Genomic DNA, 20,435 nt, shown 5'->3' on the forward strand with positions numbered 1-20,435 from the left:
TTATGCTGTTAATTCTTCTACCATTTTTTCTTCTGTCTCCAAACGTTTCAACGCTTTTTTGTATTCTGTAGGCATTACTTTTACAAAATTAGCCAAGCTATTGGTCCAATCTGCTAATAATTCAGCTCCACGAGTACTGTTGGTGTATGATACGTGTTTTGCAATCAATGCTTTCAATTCTTCTGCTTCTTCTGCTTCGATTTCTTCAAATGCAATTGATTCAGTATTGCACAAACCGTTGGTGAATTTGTTTTTTGGATCATATATGTAAGCAATACCACCACTCATACCTGCTGCAAAGTTTCTTCCTGTTTCTCCTAAAACAACTACTTTACCACCAGTCATATATTCACAACCGTGATCTCCAACACCTTCTACAACAGCTGTTGCTCCAGAGTTACGAACAGCAAAACGTTCTCCTGCAATACCATTGATGTACGCTTCTCCTTCAATAGCTCCAAACAAACAAACGTTTCCAACGATAATATTGTTTTCAGCAACGAAAGTTGCAGTTGCTGGTTTCTTGATGATTAATTTAGCTCCAGAAAGTCCTTTTCCTAAATAGTCATTGGTATTTCCTTCTACAGTAAATGTTAAACCATGAGCACTAAAAGCGCCTAAACTTTGACCAGCAGAACCAGTGAAGTTAATGTTTAAAGTGTCTTCTGGTAAACCAAGGTGAGCATATATTTTTGAAATTTCATTACTTACAATAGCTCCAACAGAACGATCCGTGTTATTGATAGGGTAATTTAAAGTCATTTTTTCTTTTCTGTACAAAGCACGGTGAGCGTCTTTCAAAATTTGGAAATCCAATACATCATCTAAACCGTGATCTTGTTTTTCTGTGTTCTTAACGATTCTTTCGCTATATCCATCAGGAGTGTGCAAGATTGATGATAAATCCAATCCTTTCGCTTTGTAATGTGTAATGGCTTTATTAGAATTGATTTTATGTGTTTGTCCCACCATTTCGCCCAAAGTTCTGAAACCTAATTGAGCCATAATACCTCTTAACTCTTCAGCAACATAGTAGAAGAAGTTAATAACGTGTTCTGGTGTTCCTTTGAAGTTTTTGCGTAATTCTTTATCTTGAGTTGCAATACCAACTGGACAAGTATTTAAGTGACATTTACGCATCATAATGCAACCTGAAGCTACAAGAGGTGCAGTGGCAAAACCAAATTCTTCAGCTCCTAATAATGCAGCGATAGCTACGTCACGACCTGTTTTCAATTGTCCGTCACATTCTACAACTATTCTACTTCTTAAGTTGTTCAAAACTAAAGTTTGTTGTGCTTCAGCCAATCCAAGTTCCCAAGGAAGACCTGCGTGTTTCAATGATGTCAGAGGAGAAGCTCCTGTTCCACCATCATAACCTGCAATTAAAACCACGTCTGCTTTTGCTTTAGCAACACCTGCAGCAATTGTTCCAACACCTACTTCAGAAACTAATTTCACATTGATACGAGCTTCTCTATTGGCATTTTTCAAGTCAAAAATCAATTGTGCTAAATCTTCAATAGAGTAAATATCGTGGTGTGGCGGTGGCGAAATCAATCCAACGAATGGAGTTGAGTTACGAGCTTCGGCAATCCAAGGCAATACTTTATCACCCGGTAATTGACCACCTTCTCCAGGTTTTGCACCTTGAGCCATTTTAATTTGAATTTCTTTTGCACTAGATAAGTAGTGAGAAGTTACTCCAAAACGTCCAGAAGCTACTTGTTTGATAGCCGAGTTACGGCTGTCTCCATTGATGTCTGGTTGAAAACGTTTTCTATCTTCTCCACCTTCTCCTGAATTGGATTTACCTCCAATACGGTTCATGGCAATCGCTAAATTCTCGTGTGCTTCTCTAGAGATTGATCCATATGACATTGCTCCCGTTTTGAAACGTTTCACGATTTCTGTCCATGGTTCTACTTCGTCTAATGGAATTGGATTCAAGTTCGCAAATTCAAATAAACCACGAATGGTCATTAAACTTTGTGCTTGATCGTTTACTGTTTTTGCATATTCATTATAACTTGCTTGGTCGCTTAATCGTACTGCTTGTTGTAATTTAGCAATAGTAGTAGGGTTAAACATGTGTCTTTCCCCATTACGTCTCCATCGGTATTCTCCACCAATATTTAGTCCTAATCTATTTGGAATTAAATTGTCTGGATAAGCATATTTGTATCTTTCACTAATTTCTTTTTCAATTTCATACAATCCAATACCTTGAATTCTAGAAGCTGTGTATGGAAAATATTTTTCAACAAATTTTGAGTTGAAACCAACGATTTCAAAAATTTGAGAACCTCTGTAAGAATGTAAAGTAGAGATTCCAATTTTGTTCATGATTTTCAACAATCCAGAACCAATGGCTTTATTGAAATTGTAAACTGCTTTATCTTCATCAATACCAGTAATAAAACCTTCTTGTACTTGTACACGAATAATTTCGTTTACCATATAAGGGTTTATTGCACTTGCACCATATCCAAATAAGGTTGCAAAATGATGTGGTTCACGTGGTTCAGCCGACTCGATGATGATATCAAAATAAGAACGCTTGCGCAAACGGTTCATTTGGTGGTTTACATAAGAACAAGCTAATAAAGAAGGAATTGGTGCAAACTCTTTATTCACACCTCTATCTGATAAGATAATGATGTTAGTTCCTCTTTCAACTGCTTTTGTAATTTGAACAATGATAGAATCTAAAGCATCTTCTAAACCATTTAATCCTTTGGCTTTTGGATATAAGATTTCGATAGTTTCAGCTTTGAAATGATCTACAGATATGTTTCTAATTTTTTCTAAATCTCTATTAGAAATAACAGGGTTTTGAATTCTTAATTTTCGGCATTGTTTGCTTGAAATGTCAAAGATGTTGCGATCCTGACCTAAAGCTAAACTAATATCAGTTACAATTTCTTCACGGATACCGTCTAAAGGCGGATTGGTAACTTGTGCAAACAATTGTTTGAAATAATTCGAAATCAATTGTGGTCTATCTGATAAAACAGCAAGAGGAGTGTCAGTACCCATAGAACCTAAAGCTTCTTTACCTGTTTGAGCCATTGGAGTAATCATATCCTGAATATCTTCTAACGTATAGTTAAAAAGACGCTCTCTTGTAGGTAAATCGATAGTTTCAATTGGGCAAACTTCAGAAGTAAAAGGTACATCTCTTAAGTGTAATCTATATTCTTTCAACCATTCTTGATAAGGTCTTTCAGAAACGATTTTACTTTTAATTTCTTCATCATTGATGATACGTCCTTCGTTCATATCTACCAAGAACATTTTTCCTGGCTCTAATCTACCATGGCTCTCTACATCTTCTGGAGCTACTTCTACAACACCAATTTCTGATGCCATAATTAATTTTCCGCTTTTTGTTACGGTATATCTCGAAGGTCTCAAACCATTACGATCTAATAAAGCACCTACATAATCTCCATCTGAAAACGGAACAGAAGCAGGACCATCCCAAGGTTCCATGATACAAGCATTGTATTCATAGAAAGCTTTTCGTTCTGGAGACATTGTTTGGTGTTTTTCCCATGCTTCCGGAATCATCATCATCATAACTTCAGGCAATGATCTTCCAGTGTGCATCAATAATTCAACAACCATATCCATAGAAGCAGAATCTGATTTTCCTGGAATGATGATTGGAAATAATTTATCGATTTGTGGACCAAAGACATCGCTTTTCATTATTTCTTCACGAACACGCATTCTACTTACGTTGCCACGCAAGGTATTAATCTCACCATTTTGACAGATATATCTAAACGGTTGAGCCAAATCCCAAGAAGGCATTGTATTGGTAGAGAAACGCTGGTGAACTAACGCCAAACGAGTTACTAAATCGGTTTGTTGTAAATCGGTATAATATGGTCCGATATCTTCGGGCATAATAATACCTTTATATATTAAGGTAGTAGTGGATAAACTCGGAATATAAAAATACGAGCTCTCTGATATTTTTGAGTTGATAATTGTGTGCTCCGCAATTTTACGAGCAGCATACAATTTAGCTTTAAAGGTAGCATCATCGATAGCTTCACTTTTACCAACGAATATTTGATCAATTTTTGGCTCTGAAGCCAAAGCAATTTGTCCTAATTGAGTTGAATCAACAGGAACTTCTCTCCATCCTAGAATGGTTAGTCCTTGGTTTTTGATTTCTTTCTCTAATACATCTTTACAAAAAACGTATTGATTATCCGTTTTTGGTAAAAACACCATTCCAACAGCATATTGACGTGCTTCTGGTAATTTGAAATCACAAACTCTATTGAAGTATTCGTGAGGAATATCAATTAATAGTCCAGCACCATCTCCAGTTTTTCCGTCAGAACTAACTCCTCCACGGTGTTCCAATTTTACAAGGATTTCTAATGCGTCGTGTATGATTTGATTTGTTTTCTCGCCTTTAAGGTTGCAGATAAACCCAGCTCCACAGTTTTCATGCTCGAATTCTGGTAAATAAAGACCTTGTTCTTTAATTTTCATGCTAATTAATTTTTAATGCAAAAATAAAGATTTCATTAAATATAATGAATTGAAAACGGTGCTTACTTTCTATTTTTACAGTAATAATAGAAAAACGTTTCTAAAATGATTAATTATTCATTCATATACATAGAAAATGATAAAATGATAATTTATTTTAATGCTAAAAATGATTTTTTATTAAAAATTAAAATAATTCTTACTTTAATAAGCTTTCTTAATAGGGGTGTATTAATGAATTGTTATTTTTACTTCAAATTACACAAAATAAGTGTAAAACAACTAAATTTTAAATTATTGTGATTTCGTCTTATTAATTGAAAAAAATATTTTAATGTTAAGATGAATTTTCTATTTTTGTGCCACTTTGTTCTGAAATAAATTCAGCAACTTGTCAAAAAAAATATTATGGATATACACGAATACCAAGGAAAAGAAATATTAGCCAGTTATGGCGTAAAAGTACAACGCGGTTATGTGGCAAACAACCCACAAGAAGCAGTTGCTGTAGCAAAACAATTAACAGCTGAAACTGGAACAGGATGGCATGTTATTAAAGCTCAAGTTCACGCTGGTGGACGTGGAAAAGGTGGAGGAGTTAAATTGGCCAAAAACTTGCAACAAGTAGAAGAAATTGCAGAACAAATTATCGGGATGCAATTGATTACACCTCAAACATCTGCAGAAGGAAAAAAAGTACACAAAGTTTTAGTTGCCGAGGATGTTTATTACCCAGGTGAAAGCGAAACTTCTGAATTTTATGTTTCTGTACTTTTAAATAGAGCTACAGGTCGTAATATGTTTATGTATTCTACAGAAGGTGGAATGGATATTGAAGAAGTGGCAGAACACACACCACACTTAATCTTCACAGAAGAAATTGATCCCAATGTAGGATTACAAGGTTTCCAAGCAAGAAGAATTGCCTTTAATTTAGGTCTTTCTGGAAATGCTTTCAAAGAAATGGTTCAGTTTGCTGATGCTTTATACAAAGCTTACATTGGTTCTGATGCTTCAATGTTCGAAATCAATCCAGTTTTGAAAACATCTGATAACAAAATTATTGCAGTTGATGCCAAAGTAAATTTAGATGACAACGCTTTGTACCGTCATCCAAAATTAGCAGAAATGCGTGACGTTCGTGAGGAAAATCCAATCGAAGTAGAAGCAAAAGAAGCTGGTTTGAATTACGTTGATTTGGACGGAACAGTAGGTTGTATGGTTAACGGTGCTGGATTAGCAATGGCAACCATGGACTTAATTAAATATGCAGGTTTTGAACCAGCTAACTTCTTGGACGTTGGTGGAACTGCTGATGCAAAACGTGTGGAATTAGCATTCCGTATCATCTTGAAAGATCCAAATGTAAAAGCCATTTTGATTAACATTTTTGGAGGAATCGTTCGTTGTGACCGTGTTGCTCAAGGTGTTGTTGACGCTTACAAAAACATGGGAGACGCTATCAAAGTGCCAATCATCGTTCGTTTGCAAGGTACAAATGCTGAAATTGCTAAAGAATTAATCGATAATTCTGGAATGCCAATTTTGTCTGCAGTACAATTTCAAGAAGCTGCAGATCAAGTACAAGCTGCACTTTCTTAATCAAATAAGAACAGTTTATATATTAGAAATCCTGAACAAAAGTTCAGGATTTTTTTTTGCATAATATGTTGCCTCTGAAATGATTTTGCATATAAAAATAAAGTTATCTTAAAATTTCTATTTTCTCTCCAGTATCGAATATCTTTACAGTACTTAATCTGTTAAGAGATGAAACTTCATATACAAAATAATTTTACAGCCGAATTACCTGCCGATTCAAGCGAAATTAATACGCCGAGACAAGTTGAGAAAGCTTGTTTTTCTTATGTAACGCCTAAACAACCTTCTAATCCTTTATTGATTCACGCTTCAACGGAAGTGGGGGATTTGATAGGATTATCTCCAGAAGATATTGCTTCGAATGATTTTTTGAATACTTTTTCTGGAAAGAGAATTTATCCCAATACCAAGCCTTATGCGTTAGCGTATGCTGGACATCAATTTGGAAATTGGGCGGGTCAATTGGGCGATGGCCGAGCTATTAATTTAACCGAAGTTGTTCATAATAATCAATCTTTTACTTTGCAATTGAAAGGAGCGGGGCCAACACCTTATTCTCGTACTGCGGATGGTTTTGCAGTTTTACGTTCTTCTATTCGGGAGCATTTATGTGCAGAAGCGATGCATTATTTAGGAGTTCCAACGACACGTTCCCTTTCGCTAATGCTTTCAGGTGATGAAGTTTTACGAGATATATTGTACAACGGAAATCCAGCTTACGAAAAAGGCGCAATTGTTTGCAGAGTAGCACCTTCTTTCATTCGTTTTGGTAGTTTCGAGTTGTTTTATGCCAGAAATGATCGTGCGAATCTTAAATCATTAACCGATTTTACTATCAAACATCATTTTCCAACTATTGAAAGTGAAGGAATAGAAAAATACTTGGACTTTTTTCAAGAAGTGACAAATACCACTTTGGATATGATTATTCACTGGCAAAGAGTAGGTTTTGTTCATGGAGTAATGAACACCGATAATATGTCTATTCACGGTTTGACTATAGATTATGGTCCTTACGGATGGTTAGAAGATTATAATCCGAATTGGACTCCCAATACCACCGACAGACAAAATAAAAGATACCGTTTTGGCAATCAACCTGAAATTGCGTTGTGGAATTTGTATAAATTAGCTAATGCTTTGTATCTTTTGATTAACGATGCCACACCATTAGAGTCTATCTTAAATGCTTATAGTGTTGATTATCAAAAAAAGTATTTGGATATGATGCGCAATAAATTAGGTTTGAATATTGAAAAAGAAGAAGATGCTATTTTAGTCGAAAGATTAACCGAATTATTGCAATTGGTAGAAACCGATATGACGATTTTTTTTAGAAATTTGAGCACTATCAAAAAACAAGATACAGCGGAAATTGCTTTCGAAAAAATTAAAATTTCTTTTTATAATGAAAAGGATTTAACCGAATTTATTTTGAATAATTGGTGCAATTGGTTGGATTATTATAGCAAACGACTCCAGCAAGAAACAGTTACCGACGAGGAACGAAAAGAAGAAATGAACGCCGTAAATCCTAAATATGTTTTAAGAAATTACATGGCTCAATTAAGTATTGATGCTGCCGATAAAGGCGATTATTCTATGGTAAACGAACTTTTTGAATTGCTCAAGAAACCATACCATGAGCAACCTGATTTTGAAAAATGGTTTGCTAAAAGACCAGATTGGGCTAGAGACAAAGTAGGTTGTTCTATGTTAAGTTGTAGTTCATAAAAAACAAAAAATCTTAAGTTATTAGCTTAAGATTTTTTGTTTTTACCAAAATTGAATTTCACTTTCTCTACTATTTGAGGTTTGTTGTTTCCTTTTGGAAATTCTTTTTTAAACGGTTTTTTTGTGGCAGGTTTTGTTTTAGACGGACTTTGATCGCCTCTGAATTTGTCTTCGTCTTTTGGTTTTTCCTTAAATTCGGGTCTTTCTTTCGTCCCTTCTTTTGCTGGAATTTCGGCTTTGTGTTTGGCTAAAACCTCATTAGGGTTTTTAGGATTTTCTTTGGTGCCACGAAGATGAATCACTAATCCGTTTAAGAAATTACGCAACACTTGATCGCCACATTCTACATAATTTTCATGATTTTCGGCACGAAAAAAAGCACTTAATTCTGTTTTTGAAATCCTAAAATCTACTAATTCTAAAATTTCTACTATTTGGTCATCGCGAAGCATTAAAGCTACACGAAGTTTTTTGAATATATCGTTGTTTGTCATTTTTATGATTTAAAGTGAAATTACTGCATTGTAAACAGAATTTATTGGCACAAAGATACAGTTTTTAGAGATTCATCTGGTGTATAATGTTGTTCAAGTCCTTATCTCTTTTTATTCTTTTTCAGTTACAATCGATAACAAGTCATTTACAGAAATTGGTTTAGGGATATATCCAGTAATGTCTGTAAAGGATTTTGATTTGTTTTTATCTTCACTTGCAATTGATGAACTTACAATGTATATTGTAATTTCTTTTTTTATCAATGATTTGAGGGATTTGATTTCTTCCATAAATTCCCATCCATCCATGACAGGCATATTGATATCTAATAAAATAATATCAGGTACCAAATCAGTTTTTTTGTTATCAAGTATAGAATTCAAGTTTGTTATCGCTTCTTTACCATTTGTAAACGAAGAGTGAGACGAAAAGATACCCGCCTTTTGAATTAATTTATTGATGATGGTTTGGTAAATGGCATCGTCATCTACAACCCAGATTATCTTTTTATTCATTGGTATAAATTTTAAATGTGGATCCTATATTTGGTGTGCTTGCTACAGTTATGCTACCGTGCATAGCGTCGATTTGATTTTTGGTTATGAATAAACCAATTCCTCTTGATTCAGGATTGTTGCTAAAAGTTTTGTACATTCCAAAAATTTTGTCGGCATTTCTTTCTAAATCAATTCCAATTCCATTGTCTGAAACTTCAATGACATCGGCATTGTTGATTTTTTCTAATTTTAATGTTATCACTGGTTTTCGCAGTGGATGTCTGTAACGTATTGCATTTGAAATTAAATTATAAAGAATACTTTCCAAGTAGGCTGAATTGTAATTAATCATAGCGCTTTCTGGAATATTACTAATGAAAGAAACTTCGTTTAGTAGAATTTGTTCAGCAAGAATTTCTTTTACTTTACTAACATACTGGCTCAAATTTAAAGGTTGAATAACCAAGTTAACATTTGTGTTAATATTGACCACTTCGTTCAGGTGCTGCATGGTTTCGTCCAGTGAATCGGAAACAGATTTCAATAAGTCAATCATTTCACCACGTTCTTCTTGTGAATCTGCTGATTCTATTAAGGAAACGATTGATTGAATATTGCTTGTATGCGATCTTAAATTGTGAGATACAATATATGAAAAATTTAGCAGACGTTTATTTTGTTCGGTAACTAATTGTAAAGAGTTGTTCAAATTATTTTCGGCTTCTTTCATGACTGTAATATCAATCATTATACCTCTAGAAATTACAGGTTTGTCGTTTTCAAACACATAATTCATAATATCTCTTACCCAGATTATTTTACCATTTTTACTAATCATTCGGTATTCATAATCATGGTTAACATAATTTTTGTTGACTTTGGCAGATAAAGCAATAGCAAATTCTTGATCTTCTGGATGGATGTGGTCTTCCCAAAAACTTGGGCTAGAGCTGTAGTCTTCAACAGAATAGCCTAGAATAGTTTCTACTTTTTTGCTTATGAAAGTAGAGGTCATGTTTTCTAAATCATATTCCCAAACAATTCCATCAATGGTATCAATAAGTGATTTGAATCTTTCTTCACTTTTTTGAATCAATACTTCTGCTTCTTTTCTTTTTGTAATATCCTTGATAAAAGCAATATGAGTATTGGGTTTGTCGTTGATTTCCCAAAGTGGAGAAACATTAAAAATGACCCAAATAGTCTTACCCGATTTAGTGATGTAGCGCTTTTCACAGGAGTATTCTTCAATTTCTCCTTCGTTTAATTTTCTTATATATTGCAAACTAGTACCAAAATCATCTGGGTGAGATAAGTTAGCAATACCAATTTTTTTTATTTCATCAATACTGTAGCCAAGCATATTGCAGTATTTTTTATTGGCTTCAATTAGATCACCAGTACTGGCATCTAAAATGGCAAAGCCTACAGTAGCTTGGTCAAAAATAGTTTTAAATCGCAACTCATTTTTTAAGAGTTTTGTTTCTTGCTCCTTGAGTAATTTTTCTAATTCTTCTGGTTTTTTCAATATTTTAGTTGTTAAAATACCAAATAAAATAGCAACTATAAAACCTAAAAGAACCCTAAGCAATATAGCAGGATATATGGTGTAAGGATTTTTTGCAACTAGATAAAGTGTCCAATCACTATCTGAAATAGACTGTGAAACAAAGTAACTTTTAGATAAATCGGTCTTTGAAGGCAGAAAAAAAGTTTCTTTTCCAGTGGTTGGATTTTTTTTTGAAAACTGAAAATAGTATTTAGATTGATCAATTGATCGAATTCCAGATATATTGAATAAGGTTTCTAATTTGATGATTACCGCAGTAAATCCCCAAAACTTGTTATTATTGTATATGGGAAGTCGACCAACAATACCGATGCCTCCTTGTTTTAACTCAAGTGGTCCAGCAAAATAGATTTTTTGAGTTTCAATAGATTTTTTGGCTTCTTCTTTGAGATGTTTCGTTCCCAAAATGTCTAAATTCATTGCAGCTTCATTCCCTTTCATAGGGTATATGTACTTTATAATTCCATTAGGAACTAATTGTACTGCACTAATAAGAGAATTGGATCGTATTAGTTGTTTGCTTATTGAATCAAAATTTTGAGGAACACCATTATTATCGAGGCAAAGTGCAAGTGTAATAGAGGTAGTGTAACAATTTTTTAGCGATTGCTCTATATTTTGATGAGCATCAGCTAAAATAGTTTTCATCTGATTTCGTTCTTCTTCTTTCTGGATTTGATTCCGCTGGATGTTTATAGATATAGATGCAATAGCAATAACACTGAATAACATAAATCCAGAAGTTCTTGGTCTAATTGCAAACCAATTTATAAAACTAGTCCAATTATTTTCATTTTTCATTTAATATTTTTGGCAGGTTTGGGACCTTTTTTTTCAATGTCTAAATTTAGGTTTTTTTTATGAAAATGGAGCTAAAATATGGCGAATCTTGTAAATTATAGCTAAGAAAACCAAAATTTACTGTTTTTGTTATTATAAAAACAGTTTTAATAGTATTTAAGCTAATTGTTCTTGCAAAGCTTTTATGGCATCACGTAGTTTTGCTGCCTGCATAAAATCCAAATCTTTGGCGGCTTTTTCCATTGCTTTTCGCTTTTCACGAATTAATTTTTCGATTTCGGGTTTCGATAAATAAGTAGTTTCAGGTTCAGCAGCTGTGTTTAAAGTATGTCCTAGTTCGTATTCGACCAATTTATTATTGGTAAAAGCACTTTCAATTTTTTTGTTCAATGCCACAGGAACCTGATTGTTTTGGGTATTGAAATTAATTTGTTTCGTTCTGCGGTAATTGGTTTCGTCAATGGTTTTTTGCATACTGTCCGTAATTTTGTCGGCATACATAATGGCTTTTCCATTCAAGTTTCTTGCGGCACGACCAATGGTTTGGGTCAACGAACGGTGACTCCTCAAAAATCCTTCTTTATCAGCATCCAAAATAGCTACCAACGAAACTTCGGGTAAATCCAAACCTTCACGCAATAAGTTTACACCAATCAAAACATCAAACAATCCTTTTCGTAAATCCTGCATAATTTCGATACGTTCTAAGGTATCTACATCTGAATGAACATAACGGCAACGAATGCTGACTTTATCCAAATATTTAGCCAACTCTTCAGCCATTCTTTTGGTTAAAGTGGTGACCAAAACTCGTTCGTCAATCTCTGCTCGGGTTTGAATTTCCTCAATCAAATCATCGATTTGGTTCAAACTCGGACGGATTTCAATAATAGGATCTAATAATCCCGTTGGACGAATAATTTGCTCTACATATACACCATCGCATTTTTGCAATTCATAATCGGCTGGCGTTGCCGAAACATAAACGACTTGGTTTTGCATCGCTTCAAATTCCTCAAACTTCAACGGACGATTATCCATTGCAGCAGGCAGTCGAAAACCATATTCTACCAAGTTTTCTTTTCTACTGCGGTCGCCCCCATACATAGCGTGAACTTGCGAAAGCGTAACATGACTTTCATCTACAACCATCAAATAATCTTTTGGGAAATAATCCAATAAACAAAAAGGTCTTGTTCCAGCTTCTCGCCCATCAAGGTAACGGGAATAATTTTCAATTCCAGAACAATAACCCAATTCGCGAATCATTTCCAAGTCGAAATTGGTTCGTTCTTCAAGTCTTTTGGCTTCGAGATGTTTGCCTGTTTCCTTGAAATAATCTACTTGTTTTACCAAATCTTGTTGAATTTGCCAAATAGCACTTTGCAGTGTGTCAGGCGAAGTCACGAACATATTCGCGGGATAAATCGTGAGTTGTTCGAATCGCTCAATAACTTTGGAAGTTTTAATGTCGAAGCTTTCAATTTCTTCAATTTCGTCTCCAAAGAAATGAATTCGATAGGCATCGTCGGCATAACTCGGATAGACTTCGAGTGTGTCGCCTTTTATTCTAAAATTTCCAGGATTAAAATCAGCTTCGGTTCTTGAATATAAACTCTGAACTAAACTATGCAATAGTTTGGTACGAGAAATGACTTGATCTCTCTCAATAGCAATAACATTTTTTTGAAATTCTACAGGATTTCCAATACCATAAATGCAGGAAACAGAGGCTACCACAATGATATCTCTTCGCCCCGAAAGCAGGGAAGAAGTGGTGCTCAAACGCATTTTTTCCAACTCTTCGTTTATGGATAAATCCTTTTCGATAAACACTCCTGAAACCGGCATAAAAGCTTCAGGCTGATAATAATCGTAATAAGAAACGAAATATTCCACGGCATTATTTGGAAAAAACTGCTTGAATTCCGAGTACAATTGAGCCGCCAAGGTTTTGTTGTGTGCCAAAATCAAAGTTGGTTTTTGCACCTCTTGAATGACATTGGCAACAGTAAACGTTTTCCCCGAACCCGTTACACCCAATAAAGTTTGGAATTGTTCGCCTGCCTCAATGCCTTGAGCTAATTTTGCTATGGCTTGTGGTTGGTCGCCTTTGGGCAGGTAATCGGATACGACTTGGAATTTCATTTATTACTTTTCAGAAAGGCAAAGTTACAAAGGAAATACTGAAAAAAATGTTTAGAAAAAGGTAAAACTTTTGCTCATTCTTTAGAGTACCACAACCTAGGCTTTGATAGCGAGTATACTGAAAGTAAAGAGGAACTTGACGCTCCGCAAAGTCTCCGACTTTGAGGATGTGTTCGTCAGTCTGTGACTGACATAAAAGAAATAATATAAAACAAAATCGGTTGAAAACCGAAAGTCACTACCTCAAAGTCGGAGACTTTGCGGAGCAGAAAATCGGAAACTTTCAGGAGATGTATTTTACAAAAATATTGGCTGTTCGGGTTCAAATTTCCAATTCCTCTGTTGTATTTCCGTTTGGAAAGTCCAAGCTAATATTCGGCTGATTTTCTGACCTTGCGCCATATCAATGGTTTTGATTTCGACAGGATTTACTTTGTTCAGCGTTTTGTACAAGCTTCCTAAATTCTCCTTTTTAGAAACCAAAGTCGTAAACCAAAGGCATTGCATCGGGTATTTGGCACTTTCGAAAATCATTTGAGTGATAAAACCCAATTCGCCACCTTCGCACCATAATTCGGCATTTTGTCCACCAAAATTTAGAACAGGTTTAGTAGTTCGGGTGTTTTCCAAATTATTGATTTTGCGAATGGAGGATTTGTTCGCCTCTTCCTTCGAATTATGAAAAGGCGGATTGCAAATCGTTAACGAAAATCGATCTTCGGGCGTGATAATGTTTTTGAAAATAAAACGGGATTCCGTTTGTTGTTGTAAACTAATGAAATCGATTAATCTAGGATTAGTTTCAATAATTTTTTTACAGTTTTGAATGGCATTCTCGTCAATTTCTGTTCCTACAAAAGACCAGCCGTAAACCGAATTACCTAGTATTGGATAAATACAATTCGCACCAACGCCAATATCCAAAACTTGTACATTCTCACCTTCTGGAATAAGTCCGTTATTATTCGAGGCCAATACATCAGCTAGATAATGAATGTAATCCACACGACCTGGAATAGGAGGACAAAGATAATTTTCTGGAATATCCCAATTTATGATGTCGTAATCGAGTATTAATAAGGCTTTATTGAGTGCTTTTACGGCTTCGGGATTGCTAAAATCGATGGTTTGTTTTGCTCGTTCGTTGTCTTTCATATCAATGTTGTGTTCATTGACAATTACAAAGTTTTTGAGTTCAGGACAAACAGTAATTAATGCTTCAAAATTATATCCTAATCGGTGTTGATTTCTGGGATGTAAATTGGTTTTTTCGATAATCGGTTTCAATTTCTTTTTCTTTATTTCGGTGCAAAGATAGTTGAAAAATAGGATTTTAGAATTTAGATTGCAGATTTCAGAATTTAGATTGGTATTCGTATGCAAAAGATAGTTACTTTATAGATTCAATAATCTAAATTCTGAAATCTGCAATCTAAAATAGTTTTAATCCCAACATTCCATTAATAATAAATCGCCCTCTTTGTATTCGATAGTAACCATTCCGTCCTCTTTGACATGATTACTACTACCAGTTCTGTAACCAATGGTTAAACTTTCATTATCCAAAGGATAAAAGAGATTTTCAGAATAAATTCCGGTTACAAGACCAATGGGAATAAGTGAAATAGTAGTATTGGCAGGATACCATTTTTCATATTTTTGGGGTAATAAAAATACTTTAGAATGATCGTCGAGAACTACAATTTTCAGTGAATTTCGGTATCGGGTAATGTTCGTAATATTGGTAATGGTGTGATCGGCACGCTTTCCAGTTGCCCAAATTACATTTACTGCGGGAATTTTTCTTTCCACAAGATAGTCGAATGCTTTTTCTAAATCGGTTTTGTTTTGGTCTGGCGTATGCACAATTTCGAGCGGAAATTGTTTGTCTTTGTAATATTCGGGGTCAAAACCACGATCGAAATCGCCCAATAAAACATCCACTTTTATGCCTAATTCCAAAACCCGTTCCATTGCCGAGTCCAAAACAATAACCAATGGCGACCATTCTAGCAATTGTCCTAATAATTCGGGATTGCAGGCGGCTCCGTTGGCAATAATTAAAGCAGGTTCTTGGTCGTCGCGAACAATATGGTGTGAAGACATTTGATTTTTGATTTTAGAGTTCTGATTTTAGAGTTCAGAATTTTGGTAAATGTATGAAATATCTAAAATGTATGGAAAACTGTAGCTATTAATCATTTAGTATTTAGTAGTTTTGATAATAGTTTAATTTTAAAAGTATTAACTAAAAAGAATTAGTGTGAAAGATAGAATAAAATCAGTGGTAGGTAATTTACTTGTTACCTTTTTTCCAAAAAAAGCGGCTAGATTAGAAAGTAACGGATTGACAATGGTTGATTTGAATTATACTTTCATCGAGAGGCAAATGCGTCATGTTATCTTAAAAAACATTGAAACTAAAAATAATTTAGATCATTTGTCCAAGATTCACAATAATTTTTGGGTAAATCAAGGCATTGATGTTTTTTCATGGAACAATAGTTTTAATGATAATTTTTTACCTAATTGTACATTTATTTTTGAAATTTTGAAAAAAAATTTTTTTAAAGATGAATCACAATTCAAAACACTTGTCGAAATAGGAGTAGGCAATGGAGATGTTTTACATTATTTATCGTTAAATTTTCCAGAGATAGATAATTTCATTGGCATTGATTTGAGTTCTGAACAAATCAAAATAAACCAAGATAAGTACAAAGAAAATTCAAAACTTGAATTTGTTAGTGCAGACGTTTTGGAATGGATTAAAAAGGAGGGACGCCAAGATATGATTTTTGTAACTTCAAATGGTGTTTTCGAATATTTTACAGAACAACAATTAAGAGAATTTATTGAGTACGTTCATGGTTTGGGACGAGTACTTTTTGTAACTATAGAACCTAATGCAATTGGGCACGATTTTGAATTAAATCCAAATTCAATTATATACGGTATCGAAAGATCTTTCTCTCATAATTATAACAAAATTTTCCAAGATTATGGATTTACAATTTTTCATCAATCCAAGAAACGAGTATATGGGTTTGAAATGAGCTATATATTGGCTGGTAATTTAAAATATTAGTTCATTTGGTATTCTATTTTTTGATCCATTTTTTGAAACTTATAACCAAATAAAATGGGGTTATTATGCTTTTATATTGGTTCAAATAGGTATATACTATTCCTCAAAATCTGAAATTTAAAATCTTAAGTCTGAAATAAAATGCCATCTTGTCATATTCTTTTCCGCCACTTTCCACTATAAACTGACAATTACTTGTGCATTTTTGTCTTGGCATAAAGATTGACTATAGCAACTCGAGTTTTTAAATTGAGTATATAATAAAATTAAATATAATAAAAATGGGTAAAATAATCGGAATTGATTTAGGTACTACGAACTCTTGTGTTTCTGTAATGGAAGGTAACGAAGCTGTTGTAATTCCTAATGCAGAAGGAAAAAGAACAACACCATCTATCATCGCTTTTGTTGAAGGTGGAGAAATTAAAGTAGGTGATCCTGCGAAAAGACAAGCAGTAACTAATCCAACTAAGACTATTGCTTCTATCAAACGTTTTATGGGACGCGGTTTTGGAGAAGTTGCTGAAGAAGCAAAAAGAGTTCCTTATTCAGTAGTAAAAGGAGACAACAATACACCACGTGTAGATATTGATGGTCGTTTGTACACTGCACAAGAATTGTCAGCTATGACACTTCAAAAAATGAAAAAAACTGCTGAAGACTATTTAGGTCAAACAGTTACTGAAGCAGTTATTACTGTTCCTGCTTACTTTAACGATGCACAACGTCAAGCAACTAAAGAAGCTGGTGAAATTGCAGGTCTTAAAGTTATGCGTATCATCAATGAGCCTACTGCTGCTGCATTAGCTTACGGATTAGACAAAAAAGGTACAGATCAAAAAATTGCTGTTTACGATTTAGGTGGAGGTACTTTTGATATTTCTGTTTTGGAATTAGGAGACGGAGTTTTCGAAGTATTGTCAACTAATGGTGATACTCACCTTGGTGGAGACGATTTTGATCAAACAATCATTGACTGGTTGGCAGACGAATTCAAAGCTGAAGAAGGTGTTGATTTGCGTTTAGATCCAATGTCATTGCAACGTATCAAAGAAGCTGCTGAAAAAGCAAAAATTGAATTGTCTTCTTCTGCAGAGACTGAAATCAATTTGCCTTATGTAACTGCTACGGCTTCTGGACCAAAACACTTGGTTAAAAAATTATCAAGAGCTAAATTCGAACAATTATCTGATTCTTTAGTAAAACGTTCTATGGCTCCTGTAGCTAGAGCTTTGAAAGATGCAGGTTTATCTGTTTCTGATATTGACGAAGTTATCTTGGTTGGAGGTTCAACTCGTATGCCAAGAATTGCAGACGAAGTAGAAAAATTCTTTGGTAAAAAAGCGTCTAAAGGAGTTAATCCTGATGAGGTTGTTGCTATTGGAGCAGCTATTCAAGGTGGAGTTCTTTCTGGAGATGTAAAAGATGTATTGTTACTTGACGTTACACCTTTATCTTTAGGAATCGAAACTATGGGTGGTGTTATGACTACATTAATTGAAGCTAACACAACTATTCCAACTAAAAAATCACAAGTTTTCTCAACTGCTGCTGATTCTCAACCATCTGTTGAATTACACGTTCTTCAAGGAGCTAGAGCAATGGCTGCAGATAATAAAACAATTGGTCGTTTTCATTTAGATGGTATTCCACCAGCACCAAGAGGTGTTCCTCAAATTGAAGTAACTTTTGATATTGATGCTAATGGTATCATCAAAGTAACTGCAACTGACAAAGGAACTGGAAAATCTCACGATATCCGCATCGAAGCTTCTTCTGGATTGACTTCTGAAGAAATCGAAAAAATGAAACAAGACGCAGAAGCTAACGCTGAATCTGACAAAGTTTTAAGAGCTAAAGCAGAAAAAATCAATGAGGCTGACTCAATGATTTTCCAAACTGAAACGCAATTGAAAGAATTAGGTTCTAAATTAGCTGATGATCACAAAGTTGCTGTAGAATACGCTTTAACTGAATTGAGAATGGCTCACCAATCTCAAGATGTTCCTGCAATTCAAACTGCTTTAGATAACATCAATGCAGCTTGGAAAACAGCTACTGAAGCAATGTATGCTCAAGGAGAACAAGGTGGTCAAGCAGCTGCTGAACCACAAGCTCAAGGAGATAATGTTGAAGACGTTGAATTCGAAGAAGTAAAATAATCTTTTTAAAAGATATAAACTTTTTATAGATAAGAAACCGAGTCAGTAATGGCTCGGTTTTTTTGTTTATAAAATAGCCGCTTTTAAAAAAAAGTTAAAATTTACCAAACAAAATTAGTTAGTTAGTACCTTCGCCCGCAGGATGAGAAAAATTATTTTTTATATTAACTTATGTTTGTTGCTGCTTGGTGGAGGTAATTCGCTATTTGCAGAAACGCAGCATACTATTAATTACTCATTTAATCAAAATCTTCCCGAAAGACAGCAAATAAAACTTAAAAATACTGTTCCTGCAAGTACTTTAATAGAAAGCACCGATATTGATTTAGACGAAGAATTTCACAATAGTGATGAATTCGGAGGAGCAACTAAACAATTAGTAGCAAAAAACACCTTATCAAACACTTGGTATCTTGCATTTTCAAGTGAACCTATTACTAAAGATTACTCCAATCGCATTAAAATATTCGCACCCTTTTGCGGCTATTCCAATCCTATTTACATTAGACAACAAGTCTTACGAATTTGATTTTCCCCTACATCAGTTTCCTAAAATGGTGATGTAGTCTGTAATTTGAAAGTGAATTATACACTTTCAGTCTTCTCTTATATTCATTTTATTCATTGGTTACTGATGCCTTTTCACGTCTATTCGGAATTTTTAATTCCAAAGATTCAATCGCTTAATTTCCATTTTTTATATTATGAAGAGAATATCTGTTTTCGCAGGCGCACTTGCCTTGTTGTGTCTAATAAGTTGTACAAACAAAAAAGAAGAAAAAGAAGAAGCTGAAAAATTTGTGGTGACCAATCCCATAAAAATCGATACTTCATTTACCAAACAATATGTTTCGCAAATCCGTTCGGTGCGCAATATTGAAATCCGAGCTCAAGAAAAAGGATACTTGCAAAACATTTATGTTGACGAAGGGCAGTATGTAAAAGCAGGTCAGTTGCTGTTCCGAATTATGCCGGGAATGTATCAGGCAGAATTGCTAAAAGCACAAGCCGAAGCCAAAGGAGCTGAAATTGAATTACAAAATGCTAAAAGTCTTGCGGATAAAAATATCGTTTCTAAAAACGAGCAAGCATTGGCTCAAGCCAAATTAGAGCAGGCTAGGGCAGAAGTAGCTTTGGCAAAATTACATTTATCATTTACCGAAATCAGAGCGCCATTCTCAGGAACTATCGATAGAATTCCATTAAAATTAGGAAGTCTTATTGATGAAGGCGAATTACTAACGAGCCTTTCTGATAACAGTCAGATGTTTGCTTATTTTAATGTTTCCGAGCCGGAATATTTGGATTATCAAACCCATATAAAAGACAGAGCCAATACCAAAGTTAGTTTGCTTTTGGCAAATAACGAAGTCTTTAAATTCAAAGGAAATGTGGAAGTAATCGAAAGTGAGTTTAATAATGAAACTGGAAATATCGCTTTCAGAGCACGATTCCCAAATACAGATAAATTATTAAAACATGGTGAAACAGCAGAAGTTCAAATGATTGTTCCATTGAAAAATGCTATCGTAATTCCACAAAAAGCGACTTATGAAATTCAAGATAAAAAGTATGTTTTTGTCGTGAATAAAAACAATGTAATCGAGTCCAAAGAAATTACAGTTACAGGTGAAATTCCTGATTTATACGTGATTGCCAGTGGAATTTCTGTGGACGATAAAATTTTATTAGAAGGCGTTCAGAAAGTGAAAGACGATGACAAAATTAAATACGAATATGTGTCACCAAACGAAGTAATTACTCATTTGCGACTAAAAGCAGAATAAAAAGTGATCAGTATTCAGGTTGCAGTTTCAACTTCA

The 20,435-nt window shown here is 34.3% G+C and carries 13 protein-coding genes; 6 read left to right on the forward strand and 7 right to left on the reverse strand.

Annotation, left to right across the window (positions count from 1 at the left end):
- On the reverse strand, positions 1 to 4,515 hold the full coding sequence (gene gltB, locus OZP15_RS07080; protein ID WP_489886134.1) for a glutamate synthase large subunit: 4,515 nt from the start codon (positions 4,513 to 4,515) through the stop codon (positions 1 to 3).
- A 408-nt stretch (positions 4,516 to 4,923) separates the two neighbouring features.
- Between gltB and sucC the strand changes: the two genes are divergently transcribed.
- Both sucC and OZP15_RS07090 read left to right on the forward strand, forming a co-directional pair.
- Positions 4,924 to 6,117 carry an ADP-forming succinate--CoA ligase subunit beta gene (gene sucC, locus OZP15_RS07085; protein WP_269227752.1) on the forward strand — a complete coding sequence of 398 codons (1,194 nt, stop codon included), beginning with the start codon at positions 4,924 to 4,926 and terminating at the stop codon, positions 6,115 to 6,117.
- 168 nt (positions 6,118 to 6,285) lie between these two features.
- Positions 6,286 to 7,851, forward strand: coding sequence for a protein adenylyltransferase SelO (locus OZP15_RS07090; RefSeq protein ID WP_281337387.1), 1,566 nt, complete (start codon positions 6,286 to 6,288; stop codon positions 7,849 to 7,851).
- A gap of 26 nt (positions 7,852 to 7,877) precedes the next feature.
- Here OZP15_RS07090 and OZP15_RS07095 read toward each other — a convergent pair whose 3' ends face one another.
- The 6 genes from OZP15_RS07095 to OZP15_RS07120 form a co-directional block, all read right to left on the reverse strand.
- Positions 7,878 to 8,345, reverse strand: a complete 468-nt coding sequence (locus tag OZP15_RS07095; RefSeq protein WP_281337388.1) for a DUF1456 family protein — start codon at positions 8,343 to 8,345, stop codon at positions 7,878 to 7,880.
- Between the two features lie 111 nt (positions 8,346 to 8,456).
- Positions 8,457 to 8,861 (reverse strand): response regulator, encoded by a 405-nt coding sequence (locus tag OZP15_RS07100; protein WP_281337389.1) that lies wholly within the window; start codon positions 8,859 to 8,861, stop codon positions 8,457 to 8,459.
- Complete coding sequence (locus tag OZP15_RS07105) at positions 8,854 to 11,214, reverse strand: sensor histidine kinase (RefSeq protein WP_281337390.1); 2,361 nt, start codon at positions 11,212 to 11,214, stop codon at positions 8,854 to 8,856. The genes OZP15_RS07100 and OZP15_RS07105 overlap by 8 nt, the downstream gene beginning before the upstream one ends.
- 156 nt (positions 11,215 to 11,370) lie before the next feature.
- Positions 11,371 to 13,362, reverse strand: a complete 1,992-nt coding sequence (uvrB, locus tag OZP15_RS07110; RefSeq protein WP_281337391.1) for an excinuclease ABC subunit UvrB — start codon at positions 13,360 to 13,362, stop codon at positions 11,371 to 11,373.
- A gap of 297 nt (positions 13,363 to 13,659) precedes the next feature.
- Positions 13,660 to 14,649 (reverse strand): 23S rRNA (adenine(1618)-N(6))-methyltransferase RlmF, encoded by a 990-nt coding sequence (gene rlmF / locus OZP15_RS07115; protein ID WP_269227759.1) that lies wholly within the window; start codon positions 14,647 to 14,649, stop codon positions 13,660 to 13,662.
- Positions 14,650 to 14,805: 156 nt separating this feature from the next.
- Entirely contained in the window at positions 14,806 to 15,468 is a 663-nt protein-coding gene (locus tag OZP15_RS07120) for a thiamine diphosphokinase (protein WP_269227760.1), read from the reverse strand.
- Positions 15,469 to 15,625: 157 nt separating this feature from the next.
- On the opposite strand from OZP15_RS07120, the gene OZP15_RS07125 reads away from it, so the two are divergent.
- The 4 genes from OZP15_RS07125 (at position 15,626) to OZP15_RS07140 (ending at position 20,399) form a co-directional block, all read left to right on the forward strand.
- Positions 15,626 to 16,450 (forward strand): class I SAM-dependent methyltransferase, encoded by an 825-nt coding sequence (locus tag OZP15_RS07125; protein ID WP_281337392.1) that lies wholly within the window; start codon positions 15,626 to 15,628, stop codon positions 16,448 to 16,450.
- 281 nt (positions 16,451 to 16,731) lie between these two features.
- Entirely contained in the window at positions 16,732 to 18,612 is a 1,881-nt protein-coding gene (gene dnaK, locus OZP15_RS07130) for a molecular chaperone DnaK (protein ID WP_281337393.1), read from the forward strand.
- Positions 18,613 to 18,754: 142 nt separating this feature from the next.
- Positions 18,755 to 19,141: a hypothetical protein gene (locus tag OZP15_RS07135; RefSeq protein WP_269227762.1), complete on the forward strand. Its 387-nt coding sequence runs from the start codon at positions 18,755 to 18,757 to the stop codon at positions 19,139 to 19,141.
- Between the two features lie 175 nt (positions 19,142 to 19,316).
- Positions 19,317 to 20,399 carry an efflux RND transporter periplasmic adaptor subunit gene (locus OZP15_RS07140; RefSeq protein ID WP_281337394.1) on the forward strand — a complete coding sequence of 361 codons (1,083 nt, stop codon included), beginning with the start codon at positions 19,317 to 19,319 and terminating at the stop codon, positions 20,397 to 20,399.
- Positions 20,400 to 20,435: the final 36 nt, after the last annotated feature.

This window comes from Flavobacterium eburneipallidum (genome assembly GCF_027111355.2).
Taxonomy (GTDB): Bacteria; Bacteroidota; Bacteroidia; order Flavobacteriales; family Flavobacteriaceae; genus Flavobacterium; species Flavobacterium eburneipallidum.